We start from the raw sequence: 22,619 nt of genomic DNA, 5'->3' as shown, positions 1-22,619 counted from the left end.
AGTGACCTGGACGTTACCTTTCGCCCGTTCGACTGGCAACGGGTCGACTGCCCGCGCGGCCGCGGGCGGGTAGCGTGGTCGTGGTCGGTCCACCCGCTGCCGCACCGGGAGGCGAGCCATGGCCAGCCGCACACCACACTCCACATCGGACTCGCCGGGCGGTGTGCTCGGCCCGGCGGAGCGCGACCGGGCCTGGCGGCGGCTCGCCGCGGAGCCGTTCGACGTCGTGGTGATCGGCGGCGGGATCGTCGGCTGCGGTGTGGCGCTGGACGCGGCCACGCGCGGGCTGCGGGTCGCGCTGGTGGAGGCGCGGGACCTGGCGTCGGGCACGTCGAGCCGGTCCAGCAAGCTGTTCCACGGCGGGCTGCGCTACCTGGAGCAGCTGGAGTTCGGCCTGGTGCGCGAGGCGTTGCGGGAGCGGGAGCTGATGCTCACCCGGATCGCGCCGCACCTGGTGAAGCCGGTCAGCTTCCTGTACCCGTTGCGGCACCGGGGATGGGAGCGCCCGTACACCGCGGCGGGCCTGTTCCTGTACGACACCATGGGCGGCGCGCGGTCGGTGCCCGGGCAGAAGCACCTGACCCGCGCGGGCGCGCTGCGCATGGTCCCGGCGCTGCGCCGCGACGCGCTGATCGGTGGGATCCGCTACTACGACGCCCAAGCCGACGACGCCCGCCACACCATGACCGTCGCCCGCACGGCCGCGCACTACGGCGCCGTCGTGCGCGCGTCGACCCAGGTGGTGGGTTTCACGCGCGAGGCCGACCGGGTGTCGGGCGTGCGCGTGCGCGACGTGGAGACCGGCGCGGAAACCGTTGTGCGCGCGGACGTCGTGGTGAACTGCACGGGCGTGTGGACGGACGAGCTGCAGCGCGCGTCGGGCAGCCGGGGGCGGTTCCGGGTGCGGGCCAGCAAGGGCGTGCACATCGTGGTCGCCCGCGACCGGATCGTGGCGGAGTCGGGGCTGATCCTGCGCACGGCGAAGTCGGTCCTGTTCGTCATCCCGTGGCGCAACCACTGGATCGTCGGGACCACGGACACCGACTGGAACCTCGACCTGGCCCACCCGGCGGCCACCCGGCAGGACATCGACTACATCCTGGCGCAGGTCAACTCGGTCCTGGCCACACCGCTGACGCACGACGACATCGAGGGCGTGTACGCGGGGCTGCGGCCCCTGCTGGCCGGTGAGAGCGAGGAAACGTCGAAGCTGTCGCGCGAGCACGCCGTGGCCCGCGTCGCGCCCGGCCTGGTCGCGATCGCGGGCGGGAAGTACACGACGTACCGGGTGATGGCCGCCGACGCGGTGGACGCCGCCGCCGTCGACCTACCGGGGCGGCTGCGCCCGTCGATCACCGACCAGGTCCCGCTGCTGGGCGCGGACGGCTACCACGCGCTGGTCAACCAGGCGGACCTGCTGGCGGCGCGGTACGGGCTGCACCCCTACCGGGTGCGGCACCTGCTGGACCGGTATGGATCCCTGGTGCACGCGGTGCTCGAACTGGCCACCCCGGAACTGCTGAAACCCGTCGACGCGGCCCCGGACTACCTCCTCGTCGAGATCGCCTACGCGGCGGCGGCGGAGGGGGCGCTGCACGTGGAGGACGTGTTGACCCGGCGGACGCGGATCTCGATGGAGTACGCGCACCGGGGCGTGGACTGCGCCAGACAGGTCGCGGAGGTCATGGCGGGAGTACTGGGGTGGGACGAGGACCGCGTCGAGTTCGAGATCGCGAACTACGTCGCCCGAGTCGCCGCCGAACGCGACTCCCAGATAAAACCCGACGACGCGGCGGCGGACGCGGTTCGGGCTGGGGCACCGGACGTGCGGGAGTTCCTGGTATCGCCGGTCTCGTAGCGGCTACTCGGGCCGCTTGAGGTCTTCGAGGAACACGCGGAAGTCCGCACCCGTCCCACGGGCACGCAGCTCGTCGTCCAACTCGCCCGCCACCATGAGCAACGACGGCCTGCTGCGCCTCCCGCCCCGCAACGCCGCCGCACCCAATCGGGACGCCTCGTCCGAGTCGCCTTTCCGGGCCGCGACGACGGCGAGGGTGAGTTCGGCCTCCGCCTTGCGCATCGGTGCCACGACCACCCCTTCGGGATTGACGCTGCGCCGGATCACCTCCTCCGCATTGCGCTCGGCGAGGTCGTCCTGCCCGGCGATGCGGTAGGTGTCCATGGCGTAGAAGTCCCACTTGTCGGGGTCGACCACGAAGTGGTTGTCCGGTCGTGCCGGGTAGGCCAACTTGTCCAACAGCTCTCGGCCCCGTTCCAGGGCGCTGTGGGCCGCTTCGGTTCTGCCCATCCGGGCATGGGCTTTCGCCTGCTGGCCGTAGAGCTGCACGGCGACCGAGCGGGATGGCGCGGCGGTGATCCCGGCTGCCGCGGCCGGGATGGCAGCGCGGAGGTTCCCGGAGGTGAGGTGGAACCAGGCGAGCATTTCGTGCGCCCACCCGATGATGTCGGGATTCCCGCACTCGACCCCGAGCCCCAGCGCCATCCGCCGGGTGGCCTCGGCGGAGGCCGCGTCGCCCAGGTCGTAGTCGAGGCACCCGACCAGCAGCGCGAGTGTCCCCGCCTGGCCGAGGAGGTCGCGGTGCTGAGCCAGGGTCAGGCGGTTCTCCAGCAGCTCGGTGATCCGGGCCAACCACTGCTTTCCCGTGAGCGCCAACTCCCGGGCGTCGGCGTGGGCGTAGTCGCAGCAGAGCTGTTCGACGGTGATGTCCAGCGCCTCCACCGTCGCCCGGTCGACCGCTGAGGCCCGAAGGCGCTGGAGCAGTTCGACGGTGTCCATGCCCGTGGCCGCGATCAGCGGGTTCTGCCGGGTTGCCTGCGTGTCCAACCGGCGTTGTCCCGGGAAGTCGAACCACAGGAGGTGCTGGGGGAGGTGGAGGGTCCTCGCCCAGTTCCGGAGGACTTCGAGGTCGTGCTGCGGCGTTCGGCCGGTCTCGAGATTGCTGATCTGGGTTTGCGTGAGCCCGAGCCATCTCCCCAGCACGCTCTGGTTCAGGGGTTTGCCGAACAGGTGCAGGTTCCGGGGGTGGGTTCGGTATGCCTTGAATACCTGGCCGATGTTCTGGCTTTCGAAGGCGGCCCGGAATTCGGGAGTTTCGAAGAAATCGTGGCGTAGTTGAACGGGTGGTGTGCGGAGTTGCTCGCTGTCGATCCGGGTGGTGTTCATCGAAACCCCTTGCCCGTCGCGGTTCCGGCGCGAATTCGGTCGAACACCAGGCTACACGGGGTGTCGAGCCCGCACTTCGCGGTTGGATCCGGGCTGGCGGGCGCGGTTCGACCTGGCGATATGTCGGCCTGGGAATATCTTATTCAGATCGCGGTATGGCGTTCTTGCTCAGGTCGCCGGGAGGAGAGTTGACACGTGGTGCAACAGGCGACGGGAGTTGGTGGGGGAGATGGTGGTCCAGCCGTCGACTCGGGTTTGGAGGTAGCGGCCGTCTTCGGTGTCGAAGTAGCTGATCACGCGGTCGGTTCTGGTGCGTTTGCCCCACCGGTCGCGGGTCGCGGCGGCGAAGGTGCCGTGGGCGTGTGGGGGTTTGAGCATCTCGGTGAGGGCCTTGGCGTCCTAGTGGCGGATGCCCCTGGTGCGCAGGCCCTCGGCGAAGGTGGGGGCGGTGGTGGCGGCTTCGAAGTCCGCGGTGGGCAGGGTGACGGACTGGCCGGGGCCCGGGTCGCGTTGGGGCAGCACGGAAAGGGCGTGTCGGGCCAGGCCGGAGGCGTCGGCGGGGTGGAAGGTGAGCCAGTGCTCGGTCTTCACCACCAGCACCGCGTCATCCCCCGTGGCCGCCGCGAGCACCCGCAACGGACCGTCTGTCCACAGGCGACCGTCGAGTTCCCGGTCCGGCCCGCGCAGCAGGTCGAGCAGGCGCGACAAGGTCGGGTCCAGCGAGTACGGGCCGCCCAGCCCGCGCGTCGTCAGACCCGACCACGCCTGTCGCGCCAGGTGCGCGCGCTCGCCCTCCGTGCGCCCCGGTGACGGGACCCGCAGGACGAGGGGCACCGGCTCGATGCCCAGGTGCGCCACCAAGACGTCGAACTCCAGGGCCGTGACCGCCAGCCCCACCCGCGTCAGCCGCCGATCACACCCGGCGGCAGCGCCACGTCCTCGCCGTCCACGCTGACCGACTCGGTGACCGGCGAATCCTCGCCCCGGCTGAGGTCCCGGCGCCTGCCGCCCAGCTGGCGGGCCGACGAACTGCTGGTCGCGTTGTTCGACGACGACTCGACGGTGTCGCCGAACCACTGGCTCGACCCCAGCGCCTCCGCCCCGAAGCGGCGCATCGCCATCTTGTCCGCCACCCGGTCGCCACCCGCCAGCGGCGCACCCGCACCCGCGGCGCCCATCGGCGCACCGGCCGCGGCGGCCGGGTTCGCGGTCAGGCCGGACGACGCGGCACCCGCGCCGGACGACGTCGACGGGTCGGCGCCGATCACCGAACCACCGGTCAGCGGCCGCGTCGAGCGCCCGCTGGAGCGGTCGGACCCCGAACCGACACCGCCGACACCGCCGAGGCCGATCACCGGGCCCTCGGCCGTGATCACCGGGGACGCGCCGGAGAGCAGGCCCGGCTGGATCGGGCGGCGGAACGCCTCCGGGGCCTCCACGACCGACGCGCCGGAGACGTCGATGCGCTGCCCGCCGCGCGGCACGATGCCGTCACCCGACGGGCCGACGCCGATGCCGCCGCTTGGACCGCCCGCGCCGCCGTGGAAGTGGCGCGGCTGCTGGTCGACACCGCTCGGCTGGGTCGGGACCTGGGTCGGCAGGTGACCGGTGAACGACGTGTGCGTACCCGACGACTGCACGCCGTCGCCCTGGTCGCGCCGGATGTCGCCCTGCCCCACCAGGCCGGCGGGCTCCTCGAAGCCGGTCAGCAGGCCCAGGTTCTGCCCGGTGGCGACCTCGTACGCGGCCATCACCTCGAACGCCTTCTGCGCACCCGCCGCCTGCGCGGCCTCCACCGGCTCGACGTCCCCGCCGACCAGCGCGACCTGCGTCGCGGGCGGTACGGCCGGGTCCGGTCGCACCGCGGGCACGTCCTCGGGGGCGGGCATGTCGGCCCGCGCCCGCGCCACGTACTCGGCCTGGTTCTCCACGGCCACGCGCATCTCGCCCGCCTCGACGGCCGCCGCGCGCGCCCAGCCCGCCAGCGGGGCCAGCCGCTCCCGCGCCGCGCCCGCCGCCCGGCCCGCCCACACCGCGGACGAACCGTCCAGCGTCGCCGCCAGGTCCTGGCCGATCTCGCTGAGCGTCGCGGAGAGCTGCGCCCAGCGCCGGGACGGCTCGGCCGACGCCTGCGCGCCGGGGCCGTCGTGCAGCATCAGGTACAGCTCCTTGTGGGTGAAGCCGCGCCAGCGCTTGGTCTCCGGCTGCTGCCCGTTCTGCTCGGTCATCGCTCGTCCCCTCGCCCCTGCGCGGGCCTCAGCCCGCCGTGCCCTTCTGCGTGACGGTCGCCCGGTTGTCCTCTTCGAGCAGGCGGTACTGCTCGGCGACGCGGTCCAGCGTGTGCACCGCGGTGTCGAGCCGGGCGCGGTAGGCGCGCAGCGCGTCGAGCGCGGCCCGCTCGTGGTGCACCGTGCGCGCGTTGAAGACCCGGGTGGCGTCCTCGCTCACCGGGTCCCTGGCCCACCGTTCGACGGCGAGGCCCGTCTCGCCCAGTTCGAGCTGCCCGTCGACCTTGGCCAGTGCGTCGGCGAACGCCGCGCGCAGCGCGGGCACCGCCTCCGGTGCCAGGTCGAGCAGGTCGTGCCCGCGGCCACCCCCGTGCCCGTGCCCGTTGGTTCCCGGTGCCACCGGATGTCACCACCCTTTCCCGCTGGGTCCCCTGTCACTGCCCGTGTCGAGCCAACTCTAACGAGTCGCCACGATCGGTTTCGACTATTCCTACCTAGTTCGTAGACGCGGGTGATTTCGGCTTGGTTTCGCCGGTCTGACGTCTACTCAACGTCCACCCGTTCGGCCGGGTTACGCAGTCCGAGCACGATGTGCTCCGACTGTTCGTCACTCAGCGGTGTGAAGCCCAACTTCTCCGCGATCCGCGCCGACGCCGCGTTGCCGCGCGCGTGCGTGTAGACGACTTCCCGCAGGCCGAGCGCGCCGAAGCCGAAGCGCAGCACGGCGGCCAGCGCGTCGGTGGTCATACCCCGGCCGCGCGCGTCCGGGTGCGCCCAGCAGCCCACCTCGCCGGTGCCCGCGGCCAGGTCGAGGTCCTTGATCAGCACCTCGCCGAGCAGCAGGCCGGTGGTCGGCTCGGCGACCGCCCAGGAGAAGCGGGTCTCGTCGGCCCAGTCCTTGGCGCGGCGGGCGATGTACTCGCCCGCGGTGGCCAGGTCGTGGACCTTGACGTGCGCGAGCCACTGCCTGCTGACCGGGTCGGTGAAGCCCTCGAGGAGCCGGGGGCGGTCGTCCAATCGCGGGTCGTCGCGCAGCGCGCGCAGGTAGTACCCGCCCGCGTTGATCTCCACCGGTTCCACACCGGCACGCTACCCCGCGGCACCGACGGTCGGACTACGGCGACCGAACGGAGCAGAGGTCAGCGCCAGCCGCGCCCGTAGTGGCCCCGGTAGTGCCGCATGTCCCGGCGCCCGCGCCGGTTGCCGCGCTGGTCCTGGCGCCAGTCGTCGCCGAAGAGGGCCCCGCCGATCGCGGTCATCGCGACGGGCAGCAGCAGGATCGGCCAGAAGTGCACGAAGGAGATGAACAGCAGCACCCCGGTGATCGCCGACAGCGGGATCAAGGCGGCGAAGACCCGCTGGCCCACCGGCCGCGACTGCCAGTCGTTCAGGGCCCGCGGCGGCACCGGGACCGGCGAGTGCGCCGGGGTGGGTGGTGGCTGGGGCGCGCCGAAGGCGGGCTTGGGGTCGGGCAGGTCGGTGAACAGCGCCACCAGCTCACCACGGGTCTTGGCCGTGGTGATCCGCGCGCTGCGCTCGCCGTACTCGTCCACGTCGAGCCGTCCCGCGCTCATGTGCTCGCCGAGCGCGCGGATGGCGTCTTCCCGCTCGGCGTCACCGACGCGCAGTTCGGACCGCTCGATCTCGCTCACGTACTCGATGCTACGGAATGCGGACCGCCGACGCGCTGAGGTTGTTCTCAGGAGATCCCGTGATCAAGGCCGGTTTTCGCCGGATCCACCGGACATAGCGGGCAGATGCGGCGAATCGCGCTCAGGCGGGTTTCTTGACCGCCTCGGCGATGGCGCCCGCGGTGATCGCGCCGACCACCACGCCCACGATCGTCCACCACATGCCCAGGTAGATGGTGAGCAGGATCGCCCCGGGTAACCCGAGCACGAACAGCAGCCCCGCGAGGGTGTCCAGGGCCTCGCTGGCCGGGGTGGCCACGAGTCCCTTGCTGTTGGCGGGCCTGCTGGGCAGCATGCTCTTGAGCGCGGCGCTCGGGTTGGGCCGGGCGGCCCCGCTCAGGTCCGGGTGCGGCGCGGGCAGGTCGCTGAACAGCGACTCGATCTCCGCCCGGGTCCGCGCCGCCGCGGCCCGCACGGTCCGGAACTCGTACTCCTCGACTTCCAGCCGCCCGGTGGACATGTGCGCACCGAGCATGGTGACGGCTTCATCCCGCTCCGCGGCGCTGATCCGGATGCCGTCGTGCTCGCCCTGGGCCATGCCCGGATTCTAAATCGGACCCCGGAAGGCCCGGACGCGACCACGATTCACGTCCGGTCAGTCCTTGATCTCGCAGATGACGGCCCCGGTGGTGACGGTCCCGCCCTGGCCGACGGTGAGCCCGGTGACCGTGCCCGCCTTGTGCGCGGTGACGGGGTTCTCCATCTTCATGGCTTCCAGCACCACGATCAGCTCGCCCGCCGCGACGGCCTGGCCGTCCTCGACCGCGATCTTGACGATGGTGCCCTGCATCGGCGCGGTCACCGCGTCGCCGGAGACCGCCGCCGCCGACTCGCCGCCCGCCCGCTTGCGGGGCCGGGCCTTGGTCGCCGTGCCGCCGCCGGTGCCGCCCAGCGCGAACCCGCCCGGCAGCGACACCTCCAGCCTGCGCCCGCCGACCTCGACCACGACGGTCTGCCGCGGCTCGGTCTCCGCGGCCTCCGCGCCGCCGGTGAACGGCTCGATGGTGTTGTCGAACTCGGTCTCGATCCACCGCGTGTGCACGGAGAACCCGTTGTCGTCACCGATGAACGCCGGGTCGCGCACGATCGCCCGGTGGAACGGCACGACCGTGGCCATGCCCTCCACGACCAACTCGTCCAGCGCGCGCCGCGCGCGGGCCAGCGCCTGCGCGCGGTCCTCGCCGGTGACGATCAGCTTGGCCAGCATCGAGTCGAACTGGCCGCCGATGACCGTGCCGGACTCCACACCGGAGTCCACCCGCACGCCCGGCCCCTCCGGCGCCCGCCAGAGCGTGACCGTGCCGGGGGCGGGCAGGAAGCCGCGACCGGCGTCCTCACCGTTGATCCGGAACTCGATGGAGTGGCCGCGCGGGATCGGGTCCTCGGTGAACCGCAGCGGCTCGCCCGCCGCGATCCGGAACTGCTCGCGCACCAGGTCCACGCCCGCGGTCTCCTCCGACACCGGGTGCTCGACCTGGAGCCGGGTGTTCACCTCGAGGAAGGAGATGGTGCCGTCGGTGCCGACGAGGTACTCGACGGTGCCCGCGCCGGAGTAGCCCGCTTCCTTGCAGATGGCCTTGGCGGAGCTGTGGATCTCGGCGCGCTGGGCGTCGGTGAGGAACGGCGCGGGCGCCTCCTCGACCAGCTTCTGGTGGCGGCGCTGCAACGAGCAGTCGCGGGTGCCGACCACCACGACGGTGCCGTGCTTGTCGGCGAGCACCTGCGCCTCGACGTGCCGCGGCTGGTCCAGGTAGCGCTCGACGAAGCACTCGCCGCGGCCGAAGGCGGCGACCGCCTCGCGCACCGCGGAGTCGAACAGCTCGGGGATCTCCTCGACCGTGCGAGCCACCTTGAGGCCGCGCCCGCCGCCGCCGAACGCGGCCTTGATCGCGACCGGCAGCCCGTGCTCGCTCGCGAAAGCGATGATCTCGTCGGCACCGGCGACCGGTTCCTTGGTGCCGGGCACCAGCGGCGCGCCCGCGCGCAGCGCGATGTGCCGGGCGGTGACCTTGTCGCCGAGGTCGCGGATGGCCCGCGGGTCGGGGCCGATCCACACCAGGCCCGCGTCGATCACCGCCTGGGCGAACTCGGCGTTCTCGGAGAGGAAGCCGTAGCCGGGGTGCACCGCGTCGGCGCCGCTGCGCTTGGCCGCGTCGAGGAGCTTGTCCACCGACAGGTAGCTCTCGCCGGGGGTGCTGCCGCCGAGCGCGAACGCCTCGTCGGCGAGCCGGGTGAACGGGAGGTCGCGGTCGGGGTCGGCGTACACCGCGACGCTGGCCAGCCCCGCGTCCCGGCAGGCGCGGATGACCCGTACGGCGATCTCGCCCCGGTTCGCGATGAGGACCTTGGTCAGGACCTTGGCCGAGTCGGACACGCCGGTGCCTCCTCTTGCTGGTGTTAGTCGCCGTTCACCGGCTGGTGGGCAGTTTACGTATCCGGTCCGCGCGATGACGGAGACCAAGCCCACACCCGACGCTACCCTTCTAGCGGTCACCGGGCGGTGTGGCGGAGGTGCGGTCCCGTGGAGGTGTTCGCTGTGCGCGGTCGGAGAGCCCCGACCGCGGTGGTGCTCGCCATGGTCATCTGCGGCCTGGTCGTCGCCGCCGCGTTGACCGGTGCCGCGGTGCTGCGGGTCCGCACGAACCCCGCGGCCGCCGCGCCGCTCACCACGAGCTCCGCCTCGACCAACCCGCGCGCGGGCGAGTGCAAGCGCGAACCGTGCAAGCGGCTCGGCCAGGTGCCGGTCGCGGGGACCGACGTGCAGCTGATCGGCGACTCGGGCGCGGCCTCGGGGCGGCTGCTCATCGGCAGCCCGGGCAGCCCGCAGATCATCGAGATCACCGTGACCGACCTGGGGGTCAAGCTCACCGAGAGCTCGTTGCAGTGCGCGGCGGGCGCGGTGGCGGCGTGCATCGTCCGCGGTGTGGGGGACAAGGGGACGACGGGTCAGGTCATCGCGGGCCGCTCGGACAAGTGGAGCCCGCTGGGCCGCGCGTTCTTCTCGGCGGCGAACTACCTGAGCCTGGCCAACGTGGTCGGCGACTCCTCGCCCGAGGTCATCACCGTGCAGCGCGACTGCCGGACCGGTGAGGACTGCCAGCGGCAGGTCTACGTGCAGGTGTTCGGCCTGGGCGGCGAGGAACTCGGCTGCACCAAGACCTACAGCCGGATGGACCAGCTCCCGGGCTACCCGGAGATCGTCCCGACCGAGATCCAGCTGCGCGGCTGCCCCTGAGTGACGCGAACCGCCCCGGAGCCTGCTGCTCCGGGGCGGTTCGCGCGGTTGACGAGTGCGGCTCAGGCGGGGACGGGTTCCTTCTCGGCGCGCGGGGTCTCCGCCTCGACCGGCCCGTCCAGCAGTGGCGGCGCGCTCGGCGTGTGCAGCACCTTGTCGTCGAGCAGGCCCTCCGAGCGCGAGACCAGCACCGGCACCACGATCTGCCCGCCCACGTTGGTCGCGGTGCGGATCATGTCGAGGATCGGGTCGATGCCGATCACGATCGCCAGACCGGTCGCCACCGCCTCCGGGGGCAGGCCGATCGTGCTCAGGGTCAGGGTCAGCATGCTGAACCAGCCCGTGGTGCCCGCGGTGGCGAAGGAGCCGAACACCGCGACCAGCACGATGCCCGCGTACTGCCAGAAGCTCAGCGAGATGCCGAACAGGTTGGCGATGAAGATGGTGGCGATGGCCGGGTAGAGCGCGGCGCAACCGTCCATCTTGGTCGTGGTGCCCAGCGGCACGGCGAACCCGGCGTAGCCGGGCTCGACACCGAGGTTGACCGCGGTCTGGCGGCTCAGCGGCAGCGTCGCGCCCGAGGAACGGGAGACGAACGCGAACTGGAGCGCGGTCCACGACTTGGCGAAGAAGGTGAGCGGGCTGACCTTGCCCACGAACCGCAGCAGCACCGGGTACACCACGAACAGCACCAGCGCCGCCGCGATGTAGACCGCCGCGATGAGCGAGAGCAGCCGGGAGACGAAGGTGTTGCCGTAGGTGGCGAACGCGTGGCCGATGAGGCCCAGCACGCCGATCGGCGCCAGCTTGATGATCCAGCCGAGCACCTTCTGGATGATGTCGAACACGGCCCGGTTCACCGCGACGAACGGCGCGGCCTTGTCGCCGAGCGCGTAGGTCGCGACGCCGATCAGCACGGCGACGAACACGACCTGCAGCACCTCGCCCTGGGCGAAGGCGTTGACGATGTTCTCCGGCACCAACCCGTTGAGCACGGTCAGCCAGTCGCCGGGGGTGCGGCTGGCGATCTTCTCGACGTTGGCCGCGCTCGGCTCGATGGTCAGGCCCTTGCCCACGCCGCCGATGAGCCCGACCGCGATGCCGATGAGCACCGCGATGAGCGAGGTGATCCCGAACCACAGCAGCGTCTTGCCGCCGAGGCGGGCGGCGGTGCGCGGCCCGCCGAGACCGCGCAGGCTGTTGACGCCCACCACGATCGCGGTGAACACCAGCGGGATCACGGTGAACTGCAGCAGGCTGGTGAAGATGTTGCCGATGGTGCTCAGGGTGGTGTCGAGCCACTCGGCGCCGGTCTGCTTGGCCACGAAGCCGAGCACGGCGCCGAGCACCAGTCCGGCCAGCACGGCCAGTCCGAAGTAGAGGGTTCGGCGATTGGCCCGCTTGGCGGGGTCCACGGGGGTTTCGGGTTGTTCGGGCGCGCTGGACATGGGTGCTCCAGGGTGGGGGAGGGAGATGCGGGTGTCAGGCGGTGGCCGCGCGCGGACACAGCGAACTCGCCTGCCGTCGCAGGTCGACGTGCAGGCGCTGGGTCAGCGCGACACCCGGATGGGACCTCACACCCGGATCAAACCAGGTCGGCGGTGTGGAACTTCCCGTCTCACCCGGAGAGCGGTATCACTCTCACTTGGTGGAACGCCACAGGTCGGTGACGCTCACCCCGATGGCGGAGAGGAGTCGCCGGGTCAGCGGCAGGCTGATCCCGATGACGCTCGACGGGTCGCCGTCGATGCCGTCGACGAACCAGCCGCCGAGCGAGTCCAGGGTGAAGGCGCCCGCCACCTGCAGCGGCTCCCCGGTGGCGATGTAGGCGTCGATCTCGGCGACCGTGGGGGAGGCGAAGCGCACGACCGTCTTCTCCGCGGCGATCGCCGAGTCGGCGATCACGCCGTGGCGCACGCGCAGCACGGCGTGGCCGGTCAGCAGGGTGCCCTCGCCGCCCGCCATCTTCAGCCACCGCGCCTTCGCGACCTCCGGCGTGCCCGGCTTGCCGACGAGCTGCCCGTCGAAGCGCAGCATCGAGTCGCAGCCCACCACGACGGCGTCCTCGACGCGCTCCAGGTCGCCCACCACCGTCCGCGCCTTGGCCTCCGCCAGCGCCGTGACGACCTGCTCGGGGCTCGCGTTCGGCAGACCGGCGATGACCGCGTCCTCGTCCACACCGGACACGCGGACCACGGGCTCGATCCCGGCGGCCTTCAGAACACCAAGGCGGGCAGGGGATTGCGAGGCGAGTACGAAGCGCACCGGATGAGCCTACGGGTCGGTTGCCGACAACCGCCACTTGGTTCACGTGGCTTCTTGCCCACGGTGCTCCGAGTGGCGGTTGTGGTGTTCCTGCGGGATCCCGATCAGATGGAACCGACCAGCGGCACGCGCAGGGACGTCTTCGACAGGTCCACCACCAGGCGCGGCGACGAACCGGCCGCGGCGATGTAGCTGCTGTCCGTGCTGCCGATCACCAGCCCGAGCCGGTGCCCGGCGGGGATCGTCTGGTCGGTCGTGGCCAGGTTGAAGGTGATCGTGTACTGGGTGCCCGGGCTCAGGTTCCGCCGGGTCTCCAGGCCCGCGTAGTGGCCGAGGTCCGACCAGCCGCGCGCGATCACGTTCTGCGTCACCGACGTGGTGTTGGCGGCGGTGTCGAGGTAGCAGGCGCTGTCACCCGTCGCGCTCTCGCCCCAGCACGACCGCGTCGACAGGGTGCGGATGCCCTCGCCGGTGGCCCGGTAGTTGCGGATCGTGGCCGGGCCGTAGTCGACGAGCACAGCGCTCACCCGGGCCGCGCTGCTCGACGAGGTGGCCGTCACGGTGATCTGCGAGGTGCCGGAGATCCGGATCGGGCTGCTGAGGGCACCGGTGCGGTAGGCGAGCCGGGACGCGGACGTGGCGGTGGGGTTGTTAATCCAGTCGTACTCGCCGATCTTCGGGTTGTCGGTGAAGGCGGCGGTGGTCCCCGACGGCGGCGCGGTGGCACCCAGGGTGCCGACACCCGCGGTGCCGCTGGGCGTCAACCGCAACGTGGTCGTGCTCTTGGCCGGCGGCCAGGAGCTGTCGTCCTCCCACACGTCCGGCGACTGCTCCACAGTGGACCCCGGCTCGTCCTCGACGCCGTTGTCGATGCCCACCAGGTAGTGGTCGAACCACTTGTGCAGCGTGTCGACCCAGACCTGGCGCCGGTAGTCGAACGGGTCGACGTGCCCGGTCTGCGACAGCCAGATCTTGCGCTCGACCGTCGGCGGCAGCGCGTTCCACCACTGTCCGAAGTTGATCGTCTTGACGTTGAGGTCGTTGAGCCCGTGCACCGCGAACACGCTGGCCTTGACCCGGGACGCGCTCTGCACGTAGTCCCGTTCCCGGTACATCGCGGTGTAGTCGCCGGTGCTCGGCGAGCCGTTCGTCAGCGTCGACTTCACCGACGCGCAGTTGGCCGCGCCCTGCGCGTTCTCCACCACCTGCGTCAACCCGGTCGGGCTGCCGCTGGTGAAAGTGGCCCCGGAGGCGCGGTAGTAGTCGTACCAGGAGCTGATGGCGCCGATCGGCACGATGGTCTTGAGCCCGTCGACGCCCGTGGCGGCGACGCCGTTGGCGATCGTGCCGTCCCACGACTTGCCGATCATGCCCACCGCGCCGCTGGACCAGCCCGCGGTCTTGGTGGCGGTGCCGGTGGCCGTGGTGTAGCCGGTGGCGCGGCCGTTGAGCCAGTCGATGACGGACTTGGCGGAGGCGATCTCGGAGCGCCCGCCGATGTCCACGCAGCCGTTGGAGCGGGCGGTTCCGGAAAGGTCGACCAGGACGACCGAATAGCCGCGCGGGACGAAGTAGTTGTCGTAGTGCAGCGGGAACTGGATGGGTTTGCCCGCGCTGTCGTAGGTCTTCTTCTGGCTTTCGTTGCCCCGGCCGAGAGTGGCGTAATAGGGGCTGGCGTCCATGATCACCGGAACGCCGGAGGTGACCTCGCTCGGCCGGATGATGTCCGCGGCGACGCGCACGCGGGCGCCGTTGGGAGCGGACAACCCGGTGTCCACCCACACCGTCTCCCGGATCGCGTTCGCGTAGGAGTAGGTCGGTTCCGTGCGCTGCAAGGGGTTCGGGGCGGCCGATGCCGGGACGACCAACGCGCCGAACCCGGCGACGATGGCCACGGCCAGGGTGAGCGCGGATCGCCGTATTGCCATGCGTGCAGACGCTACGGACCGATTCGTCCGCTCGGCAGTCCCGAGTTTTTCGCGTTACCAGTTGGCGGCACCCGGATACCGGACGCGCTCAGCATGCCCAGCACCAGCACCACGACCGGCAGGACCAGCGTCGCCTTGGCGGCGTTGGTGAAACCGAGGTCGTAGGCGTTGGTGGCCAGTTCGCGTACCCGCTCGGCGACCGTCGGCGACCAATCGGACGGCACGGTTGGTCCGTCGCCGCCGAACTGGCTCGCGGTCTGCGCGGCGGCGGTGATCCGCTCGATGAACTCGTCGGCGTAGCGCGGCGGCAGGAACCGGGCGTACTCGCGGGCCGCCGCCGGGACCGCGAAGCCGAGGCCGACCTGGAGCAGCAACCCGGTGGTCGCGCTGCCCAGCACCCCGCCCACCTGCCGCGCGGTGTTGAAGACCCCGGACGCGGCGCCGACCAGGTGCGGCGGCATGCCGAGGGTGGCGGCGGCGGTCAGCGGGGAGAACACCAGGCCGATGCCGATGCCCGCGACCACCAGCCCGGGGACCAGTGCCCACGGGTCGGTGCCCGGTTCGGCGAGCACCGCCAGCACCACCGTGCCCAGCGCCAGCCCGGCCAACCCGGTCATGATCACCGTCCGGCCCTCGACCCGCAGCGCCCGCCCGGCGACCAGCGCGGCGGCGCCCGCCGCCACGGCCATCGGGGCGCACAGCAGCGCGGAGGCGAGCGGGTCGAGGCCGAGCACGGACTGCACGTAGATGACCAGCGGCAGGAACATCCCGGTGGTCGCGAACCCGAGCGCGGCGTGGGTGAGGTTGGCGGCCCCGAACATCGGCGAGCCGAACAGCCCGGGCGGCACCAGCGCGTCGGGGTTGGTCCGCGAGCGGCGCTGCCACGCGGCGAACCCGCCGATGAGCAGCAGACCCGCGCCGATGACCGGCAGCACGCCGATCGGGCCGACGATCGCGCCCCAGTGGTAGTGCTGGCCGTTCTGCAACCCGAACACGAGCAGCGCCAACCCGGCCGAGGCGAGCACGGCCCCCACCGCGTCGACCCGGATCCGCCCCGACGGCCGCCAGTCCGGCAGCAGCGCGATGCCCAGGACCAGCCCGACGAGCCCGATGGGCAGGTTCAGCAGGAAGATCCACTGCCAACCGACGTTCTGCACGAGCAGACCGCCCACCACCGGCCCCGCGATCGTCGCGACCCCGGACACCGCCCCCCAGACGGCGATCGGCGCGCCCCGCCGCTCGGCGGGGAAGAGCCGCGTGATGAAGGACAGCGTCTGCGGCGTCATCGCGGCCGCCCCGAGCCCCTGCACGGCCCGCGCGGAGATCAGCGAGGCGGCCGACGTGGACAGTCCACACCACAGCGAAGCGCCCAGGAACAGCACCAGCCCGACGACGAGCACCCGCTTCGGTCCGAAGCGGTCACCGAGTCGGCCGGTGAGCAGGAGGGGGACGGTGTTGGCGAGCAGGTAGACGCTGTTGACCCAGATGATCTGGTTCAGGGTGGCGTCGAGGTCCTCGAGCATCGCCGGGATGGCGACGGTGACGATCGTGGAGTCGAGCATCACCATGAAGAAGCACGCGCACAGCGCGGCAAGCGCCACCCAGGGGTTGCGCACCCCACCACTCATCGACCGGCTCCCAGCTCACGGGCCGCGGCACCGGCCCGGGGAAAGCCTAGGTGACCGCCCGGCCTCCCGGTCGGTCCGGTCCTGGAACGGGGCGTGGCTCGTGACCTTGGCGCGCCTCCGGCCCCCGGTGTCAATTCTACCGGCGAGCACGGACAGTGCCAGCGGATGATGATCAAGCTTGTGGACAACTCCCGGCGGCGGTTCCGCCCTGGGAGAACCGACCCGCGGTCGAGTGGCCACCCGGCCTCGGTGATCAGCTCGGCTGCCCCATCACTACCGACAATCGCCTGCTCGCCCCACAGGCAGCAACGCGAACTAGTGACCGTTTCGCCTCGAACCAAGCCGCCGCGACTCCCGGTCGTCTGTCCACAGGCTTGATCATCTTCGGTTCGGAATGTCGGTCCCCTTCGCTGGAATGGATAGTGGGGGCCGGAGGCGTCCGCCGAGGGTCGCCGAGTGTCTCCGAGCCATCCACGAGCTTGATCATCTTCCGCCGGAACCGCAGGTGCTCGCCGGGAAACTTGATTCCGGGGCCGGAGGCGTGCCGGGCTAGCGCGGTGAGCGTTCGGTGGGCCAGCGGACGCCGCGGACGTTGCCCGCTTTGGGGACCGGCAGGAACACCGTGAAGGTGGCCGGGCGGGCGATGGACAGCTCCAACCTCCCGCCGTCGGAGTCGACGAGGGCTCGGGCCAGGGCCAGGCCGAGGCCGGTCGAACCCGCGCCGGACACGCCCCGTTCGAAGATGTGCGGGGCCAGGTCGTCGGGCACACCCGCGCCGCCGTCGGTCACCTCGATGACCACCGTCTCCCCGCCGACCGCCTCGCCGCCCCGCGCGGAGACGGTCACCGTGCCGTCGCCGTGGCGGTAGGCGTTGTCGAGGAGGACGCCGACCGCCTCGCGCAGGCGCGCCGGGGTGACCCTGGCCAGCAGGCCCGGTGCCAGCCGCAGGCGCAGCGACCGGCCCTCCTGCCGCAGCAGTTCCCGCCACTCGTTCGCGATGGCGGTCAGTTCCTGGGGCAGGTCGACCGGTTCGGCGCCGACCGCGCGGGCCTCGCGGGCCGCCGCGAGCAGCTCGTCGAGCACGTCGGCCAGGCGTTCCGCCTGGTCGAGGGCTTCCCTGGCCTCGCTGGCCGCGTCGTCGTCGGGCATCATCGCGAGGGCCTCCAGGCGCAGCTGCAGGGCCGTCAACCGGCTGCGCAGCTGGTGGGACACGTCGCCGACCAGGTCCCGTTCGCGCTGCACCAGCTGCGCCAGCGCCAGCGCCGAGGCGTCCAGGGCCTCCGCGACCATGTCCAGCTCGGGCAGGCGGTACCGGGTCCGGTCCAGCCGGAAGTCGCCCGCGCCCAGCTTGCTCGCCCGGTCGGCCACGTGCCGCAGCGGCCGGGCCAGCCTGCGGGCGGTCACCATGGCCACCACCGTGCCGACGGCGATGGTCAGCACGACCACCAGCGCCACCACCGCCGCGACCTGGGCCTGGCGGGTGCGCATCGGGCCCGCGTCGATGGTCAGCCGGATCCGACCCTTCTGGATCATCACCGCCTCTTCGGAGATGGTGTCCCCGGTCAGCGGGTCGCCGAGGTGCAGCTCGACCTCGCCGGGCATCGTCACCGTCAGCTGGCCCCCCTTGGGCACGGCGAGCTGCACCACCGACAGGTCCGTGATGTCGTGGTTCTGCGCGATCTCGTCGTCCAGCGCCGCGGTGATCTGCTGGGAGCGGGACATCAGGTCCGCCCGGGTGACGCTCTCCACCATCTCCATCGCGCTGTAGCCCAGCGGGATGCCCAGGGCGCACGCGGTGACCGTCACCGCGAGCAGGATGGCCAGCAGGATGCGGCGGCGCACGCCCGGCTACTCGGCGTTGAACCGGAAGCCGACGCCGCGCACCGTCGCGATCCGCCGCTCGGTGGACTTCGGACCGCCCTCGCCGAGCTTGCGGCGCAGCCACGACATGTGCATGTCGAGGGTCTTGCTGGTCTTGAGCTCCGGGTCGCTCCACACCTCGGTGAGGATCTCCTCGCGGGTCACCACCTGGCCCGCGCGCTGGATGAGCACCCGCAGCAGCTCGAACTCCTTGTTCGCCAGGGTGATCTCCACGCCGTCCACGGTGACCACGCGCGCGGCGAGGTCCATCCGCACCCCGTTGACGTCGATGGCGCCCGGGGCCTGCCTGCGCAGCAGCGCCCGGATCCGGGCCAGCAGCTCCGCCAGCCGGAACGGCTTGGCCACGTAGTCGTCGGCGCCCGCGTCGAGGCCGACGACGAAGTCCACCTCGTCGGCCCGGGCGGTCAGCATCAGCACCGGGATGCCCCGGCCCGCGGCCCGCAGCCTGCGGCACACGTCCAGCCCGTCGATCCCGGGCAGGCCCAGGTCGAGGACCAGCAGGTCCGGCTGGCCGGTCGAGGCCACCTCCAGTGCGGAGTGGCCGTCGCCGACGACCCGCACCTCGTACCCCTCGCGGTGCAAGGCACGCGACAGGGGGTCAGCTATGGCCGCGTCGTCCTCGGCCAGCAACACCACGCTCACGGTGTCCAGGGTAGGCGTGACACGATCGCGCCCGTGTCAAGCGACGACCTGAATTCCGCCCTCCGGTTGGCTGACGCCGCCGACGCCATCACCCGGGCCCGCTTCCAGGCGGTCGACCTGGTGGTTGAGCGCAAGCCCGACCGCACCCCGGTGACCGACGCCGACACCGCCGTCGAGGACGCGGTGCGCGCCGTGCTCGCCGAGTCCTACCCCGCCGACGCGGTCGCGGGCGAGGAGCGCGGCGGCGCGGTCGGCGCGGGCCGGGCCTGGGTGCTCGACCCGATCGACGGCACCAAGAACTTCCTGCGCGGCGTCCCCGCCTGGGCCACGCTCATCGCGCTGGTCGAGGACGGCACCCCGGTCGTCGGCGTGGTCAGCGCCCCCGCCCTGGGCCGCCGCTGGTACGCCGCCCGCGGCGAAGGCGCCTGGACGGTCCGCGACGGCGGCGAGCCCCGCCGGATCTCCGTGTCCGGGGTGCGGTCTCTGGACGACGCCTACCTGTCCACCACGGACATCAACTCGTGGGTCAAGTACCACTCCCGCGAGCGCTACCTGGCGCTCACCGAGGCCTGCTGGGAGACCCGCGCGTTCGGCGACTTCTGGCAGCACTGCCTGGTCGCCGAGGGCGCCATCGACCTGGCCGCCGAGGCCATCGTGAACCCGTGGGACGTGGCCCCGTTCCAGGTGCTGGTCGAGGAGGCGGGCGGCCGGTTCACCGACCTCGGCGGCGCCGTCCGCTACGACGGCGGCTCGGTGCTCACCTCCAACGGCCACGTGCACGACGCGGCCCTGGACCTGCTCCGCCGCTAGCCGACCGCCGTCGGCAGCACCCCGACGGCACCCCGCACGACCTGCGACCAGGTGAGCCTGCCGAACAGGTAGTGGCAGGCCACCTGCTCGTTGTCGAACCGCGCCCAGTCGTAGCGGTTGCCCTGCTCCCGCCAGAACACCTCCCAGCCGGACTCGTCCCGCACCAGGCACCACGCGTTGTCGGCCTCCGCGCCGACGGACACCACCCCGGCGGGGATGCCCACGGCGGCCAGGTACCCCAGCACCGTCTCGGCGTTCACGACAGCTCCTCCAGGAATCCGAGCGCGACCAACTCGGCGGCGCTGTGCGTGGTGCGGTACCGCTCACCGCTTCCGGGCTGCCCGAACCACGGCGCCGACACGGCCCGCCACACCGGCAGCGGCTGCCGGACCCGGTAGCGCCGGTACCCCGCCTCGCGGTGGGTGGGCGGCAGGGACCGCCGACGGTAGGGGGTGCCGTCGACGCTGAAGACCCGGCCGTCGGGGGTGCCGAACCGGTCGACCAGGGTGTCCTCGGCGAGGAGCAAGGGCTCGCCGGGGGCGGTGCCGCCCTCGGGGTAGAGCTCACCCGGCGGCCAGGCGTACTCGGGACCGTCGGGGTGGACGAGGAACCGCCGGTCCCAGTCGCGCTCGTGGGCACCGGCGAGGGGGTCGTAGTCGGTGAGAAGGGCACCGGGGTCGGTGCCGTCGGTGGGCGCCGGGTGCGCCACGGGCGTCGCGGAGTCGACCAGGACGGAGTCGGGGTGGTCCCCCGGCTCGAACCGCAACCCGGCCGCGTAGTCCTCCTCCTCGACCGGCGCCGCCACCTGCCGCGCCGGTCGGCTGGTGGCGACCGGGAGGTGACCGATGGGGAAGAGGTGGACCAGCAGGAAGGGCTCGAATCCGGTGGCTGCCCGCGGTGCGGGCTGGGCTGGAGGGGATTGCTGAGGGGTGGGCTCGGCGGGGTGCTGGACACCGGAGAGCCGCCCGGGAGCGGGGTCCCCGGGCTGCCTGCTCGGCTGGTCGGCGCCGGTCGTGGGACCGGGGCTCGGGTGGCCCGCGCCGCCGTGGCCGGGATTCGGCTGGGCGGTGCGGTGTGCCGGTGCTTGCCGATCGGAGTTCGGCAAGCCACCTGTCCGGGCTCGGGAGTCCGGGTGGTCGCCTCCGGTGACCGGGCCCGCTTGGCCGGTGCGGTGGCGGGAGTCCTGGTCGGTGCCGGTCGTGGGGCCCGCTTGGTGTCCGAGACCTTGCCGGTTGGCGTGGTCGCCGCCCGGTTTGGCGGTCGTGTTCGGCTGGCCGGGTGCGGAGCCGCGGGGTTGCGCTGGACCGGCGTCCGGCTGGGCGGTTCCGGTGGGGCGGCCCGTGGCGCCGAGCGCTCCTGTGGAGCCGCCGCCCAGGAGGGTGGTGGGGATGGGGGCGGCGAGGAAAGCCGGGGCCGCGGGGTCGGGGTGGTCCGACTGTTCCGGCTGCTGCTCGTGGCGGTCGGTCGGGTTGGCCGGGGAGTGCGGTGCCACACCCGTCTGCTTGCCGGGGGCGGGCGAACCACCCGACTCGGCCTTGCCGCCGGGCGTGCCGCCGCCGGTCTGGGCGGCCGCGCCGGGGCGGGCGGGTTGTTGACCTGTCGACGGCGGTGCGTCGGCGCGGGGAGCGAACGGCTGGGCGGGGAGGGCTGCCGGGCGCGCGGCCGGAGTGGGCGCTGCGGGCGCTGCGGGCGCGGGTTGAGCGGGCAGGCCCAAGGCGCCGGGTTGGGCGGTCGGTGCGTGGCTCGGCGCGCCGGTGCCCAGGACGTTCGCGATGGGGGAGTTGGTCGGGGCGCTCGCGGTCGGTTGGGCGAGGTGGGCGGGGGTGTCGAGCACCGCCGCCGAGGCCGCCTGGACCGTGTTGACCGGGACGTCGGTCGTCAGGGGCGGGAGCTGGGCGCCGGTGCCGTGGTTGACCACCGGGGCGGACGCGGAATCGACCACGGCCGGGATGGCGTCGGTCGTGCGCTCGATGGCCCCCGTGGCGTGGTCGAGAGGGCCGGCGACCACGTTCTGGACGACGCCGGCGGTGTGGTCGTGGGCGCCGGTGGCACCCACTGTGTGATCGACAGCGCCAGTGGTGTGGTCGAGAGCCCCGGCGGCGGTGTCTCGGATGGTGCGCGTGGCGTGATCGAGGGTGTCGACCATTCCGGTAGTCGTGTCTCGGACAGCGCCGACGGTGTGGTCGAGAGCGCCGGTGGTGTGGCCGAGGGCGTTGCCCGTGGTGTTGACGGCCCCGGCAGCGGTGTCTCGGACAGCTCCCACCGTCTGGTCTACGGCGCCGGTTGTCGCGTCGACGGTGTGGTGGACCGTGTCCAGCAGCGGCTTGGCCGCGTGCAGCGGGGTGTGGTCGACCACACCGGATGCCGTGTCCAGGACAGCGCCCGTGGTGTTGGTGATCGTGTGGGTGACGGCGCCGGTCGTGTTGGTGACGACCTGGAGCGGGGAACCGGACACCGCGCCTGCCGTGTGGTCGACCGTCTGGTGGACCGCGCCGACGGTCTGGTCGACGGTGTGCGTCAGCAGGTTCGTCGTGTTGCCCAGCAGGTTGGGCAGCCCGCCTCGACCGTCCACAGTGGTCTGGTGCGTCGCGCCGGGGTTGGCGTTGACCAGGTCCGCCGCGGGCAGGGCCGCGCCCGTCGACACCGATGTGCGCAGCGCGTGGTTGATGTTGGCCACGTTCGCCGCCGTGGCGTTGATGGCCGTGGTCAGCCCCAGTTGCGCGTTCGGGTGCCCGGCCGCCGCGGCGGTGTTGGCCGCGTCCGCGTTCTTCGCCAGCGCGACGAGGTTGCGGACGATCTCCACCTTCGCCGCGCCGATCTGCTCGGCCGCGTGTTCCAGCCGGTCCGCCGCCGCCTCGCAGCCGTTGACCGGTGACGTCAGGTGCCCCGTGTCCGGTTGGACGAAGGTCGACCAGTGCCTGCCCGCCGCGGTCGCCGCGTCGCCTTCCACGGTGGACAGCGCGGAGTGCGCCGCGCTGTCCGCGTCGCCGGTCAGCGTGGCCAGGCTGGTTCCCGCGTCCCGCCACGCCCTGGCGGACTCGCGCATCCGGTCCTCGTCGGCCTCCGGCCAGCGCACGCCCGCCGCCGCGGCGACGTCGACCAGTTCCGGTGGTAACTCGATCCCCAT

The 22,619-nt window shown here is 72.4% G+C and carries 20 protein-coding genes and 1 pseudogene; 4 read left to right on the top strand and 17 right to left on the bottom strand.

Going from position 1 to position 22,619, the window contains the following annotated elements:
• Positions 1-118: 118 nt before the first annotated feature.
• The gene (locus tag V5P93_RS33215; protein ID WP_104478159.1) at positions 119-1,858 is read left to right on the top strand and encodes a glycerol-3-phosphate dehydrogenase/oxidase; all 1,740 of its coding nucleotides are present in this window, start codon (positions 119-121) and stop codon (positions 1,856-1,858) included.
• Between the two features lie 3 nt (positions 1,859-1,861).
• On the opposite strand, the gene V5P93_RS33210 is transcribed toward V5P93_RS33215, so the two are convergent.
• Positions 1,862-2,845 carry a hypothetical protein gene (locus tag V5P93_RS33210; RefSeq protein WP_219823925.1) on the bottom strand — a complete coding sequence of 328 codons (984 nt, stop codon included), beginning with the start codon at positions 2,843-2,845 and terminating at the stop codon, positions 1,862-1,864.
• Between the two features lie 33 nt (positions 2,846-2,878).
• Here V5P93_RS33210 and V5P93_RS33205 point away from each other — a divergent pair, with 33 nt between their 5' ends.
• Entirely contained in the window at positions 2,879-3,133 is a 255-nt protein-coding gene (locus V5P93_RS33205; protein WP_146107963.1) for a hypothetical protein, read from the top strand.
• 219 nt (positions 3,134-3,352) lie between these two features.
• Here V5P93_RS33205 and V5P93_RS33200 read toward each other — a convergent pair.
• From V5P93_RS33200 to V5P93_RS33170, 7 genes and pseudogenes are all read right to left on the bottom strand, one after another.
• Positions 3,353-4,081 (bottom strand): annotated as a pseudogene (locus tag V5P93_RS33200) (ESX secretion-associated protein EspG).
• Between the two features lie 5 nt (positions 4,082-4,086).
• The gene (locus V5P93_RS33195) at positions 4,087-5,412 is read right to left on the bottom strand and encodes a PPE domain-containing protein (RefSeq protein WP_104478160.1); all 1,326 of its coding nucleotides are present in this window, start codon (positions 5,410-5,412) and stop codon (positions 4,087-4,089) included.
• A gap of 28 nt (positions 5,413-5,440) precedes the next feature.
• Positions 5,441-5,812 (bottom strand): transcriptional regulator, encoded by a 372-nt coding sequence (locus tag V5P93_RS33190; RefSeq protein ID WP_104478161.1) that lies wholly within the window; start codon positions 5,810-5,812, stop codon positions 5,441-5,443.
• Between the two features lie 143 nt (positions 5,813-5,955).
• A complete protein-coding gene (locus tag V5P93_RS33185; protein ID WP_104478162.1) occupies positions 5,956-6,492 on the bottom strand; it encodes a GNAT family N-acetyltransferase in 537 nt (178 codons plus the stop codon).
• Between the two features lie 59 nt (positions 6,493-6,551).
• On the bottom strand, positions 6,552-7,064 hold the full coding sequence (locus V5P93_RS33180; protein WP_104478163.1) for a DUF1707 domain-containing protein: 513 nt from the start codon (positions 7,062-7,064) through the stop codon (positions 6,552-6,554).
• Between the two features lie 121 nt (positions 7,065-7,185).
• Positions 7,186-7,641 carry a DUF1707 domain-containing protein gene (locus V5P93_RS33175; protein ID WP_104478164.1) on the bottom strand — a complete coding sequence of 152 codons (456 nt, stop codon included), beginning with the start codon at positions 7,639-7,641 and terminating at the stop codon, positions 7,186-7,188.
• Between the two features lie 57 nt (positions 7,642-7,698).
• A complete protein-coding gene (locus V5P93_RS33170; RefSeq protein ID WP_104478165.1) occupies positions 7,699-9,477 on the bottom strand; it encodes an acetyl/propionyl/methylcrotonyl-CoA carboxylase subunit alpha in 1,779 nt (592 codons plus the stop codon).
• 147 nt (positions 9,478-9,624) lie between these two features.
• Between V5P93_RS33170 and V5P93_RS33165 the strand changes: the two genes are divergently transcribed.
• Positions 9,625-10,338 carry a hypothetical protein gene (locus V5P93_RS33165; RefSeq protein WP_104478166.1) on the top strand — a complete coding sequence of 238 codons (714 nt, stop codon included), beginning with the start codon at positions 9,625-9,627 and terminating at the stop codon, positions 10,336-10,338.
• Positions 10,339-10,400: 62 nt separating this feature from the next.
• Here the strand turns inward: V5P93_RS33165 and V5P93_RS33160 are convergent, their stop codons facing one another.
• From V5P93_RS33160 to V5P93_RS33130, 7 genes are all read right to left on the bottom strand, one after another.
• Complete coding sequence (locus V5P93_RS33160) at positions 10,401-11,786, bottom strand: dicarboxylate/amino acid:cation symporter (protein WP_104478167.1); 1,386 nt, start codon at positions 11,784-11,786, stop codon at positions 10,401-10,403.
• 34 nt (positions 11,787-11,820) lie between these two features.
• Positions 11,821-11,916 carry a putative leader peptide gene (locus tag V5P93_RS33155; RefSeq protein WP_342752250.1) on the bottom strand — a complete coding sequence of 32 codons (96 nt, stop codon included), beginning with the start codon at positions 11,914-11,916 and terminating at the stop codon, positions 11,821-11,823.
• Positions 11,917-11,979: 63 nt separating this feature from the next.
• Complete coding sequence (locus V5P93_RS33150) at positions 11,980-12,603, bottom strand: nucleoside triphosphate pyrophosphatase (RefSeq protein ID WP_104478168.1); 624 nt, start codon at positions 12,601-12,603, stop codon at positions 11,980-11,982.
• A gap of 104 nt (positions 12,604-12,707) precedes the next feature.
• Positions 12,708-14,531 carry a Xaa-Pro dipeptidyl-peptidase gene (locus V5P93_RS33145; RefSeq protein WP_104478169.1) on the bottom strand — a complete coding sequence of 608 codons (1,824 nt, stop codon included), beginning with the start codon at positions 14,529-14,531 and terminating at the stop codon, positions 12,708-12,710.
• A gap of 11 nt (positions 14,532-14,542) precedes the next feature.
• Complete coding sequence (locus V5P93_RS33140; protein ID WP_245931159.1) at positions 14,543-16,159, bottom strand: DHA2 family efflux MFS transporter permease subunit; 1,617 nt, start codon at positions 16,157-16,159, stop codon at positions 14,543-14,545.
• Between the two features lie 549 nt (positions 16,160-16,708).
• Positions 16,709-18,001: an ATP-binding protein gene (locus V5P93_RS33135; protein ID WP_104478171.1), complete on the bottom strand. Its 1,293-nt coding sequence runs from the start codon at positions 17,999-18,001 to the stop codon at positions 16,709-16,711.
• A gap of 6 nt (positions 18,002-18,007) precedes the next feature.
• Positions 18,008-18,676, bottom strand: coding sequence for a response regulator transcription factor (locus V5P93_RS33130; protein ID WP_104478329.1), 669 nt, complete (start codon positions 18,674-18,676; stop codon positions 18,008-18,010).
• Positions 18,677-18,715: 39 nt separating this feature from the next.
• On the opposite strand from V5P93_RS33130, the gene hisN reads away from it, so the two are divergent.
• A complete protein-coding gene (hisN, locus tag V5P93_RS33125; protein WP_104478172.1) occupies positions 18,716-19,492 on the top strand; it encodes a histidinol-phosphatase in 777 nt (258 codons plus the stop codon).
• Here hisN and V5P93_RS33120 read toward each other — a convergent pair.
• Positions 19,489-19,752 (bottom strand): hypothetical protein, encoded by a 264-nt coding sequence (locus tag V5P93_RS33120; RefSeq protein ID WP_104478173.1) that lies wholly within the window; start codon positions 19,750-19,752, stop codon positions 19,489-19,491. The genes hisN and V5P93_RS33120 overlap by 4 nt on opposite strands.
• A complete protein-coding gene (locus tag V5P93_RS33115; RefSeq protein ID WP_245931160.1) occupies positions 19,749-22,619 on the bottom strand; it encodes a glycohydrolase toxin TNT-related protein in 2,871 nt (956 codons plus the stop codon). Before V5P93_RS33115 ends, V5P93_RS33120 begins: the two co-directional genes overlap by 4 nt.

The organism is Actinokineospora auranticolor, assembly GCF_041897805.1.
GTDB classification, from domain to species: Bacteria; Actinomycetota; Actinomycetes; order Mycobacteriales; family Pseudonocardiaceae; genus Actinokineospora; species Actinokineospora auranticolor.
This window is presented reverse-complemented; position numbering and strand designations above follow the sequence as displayed.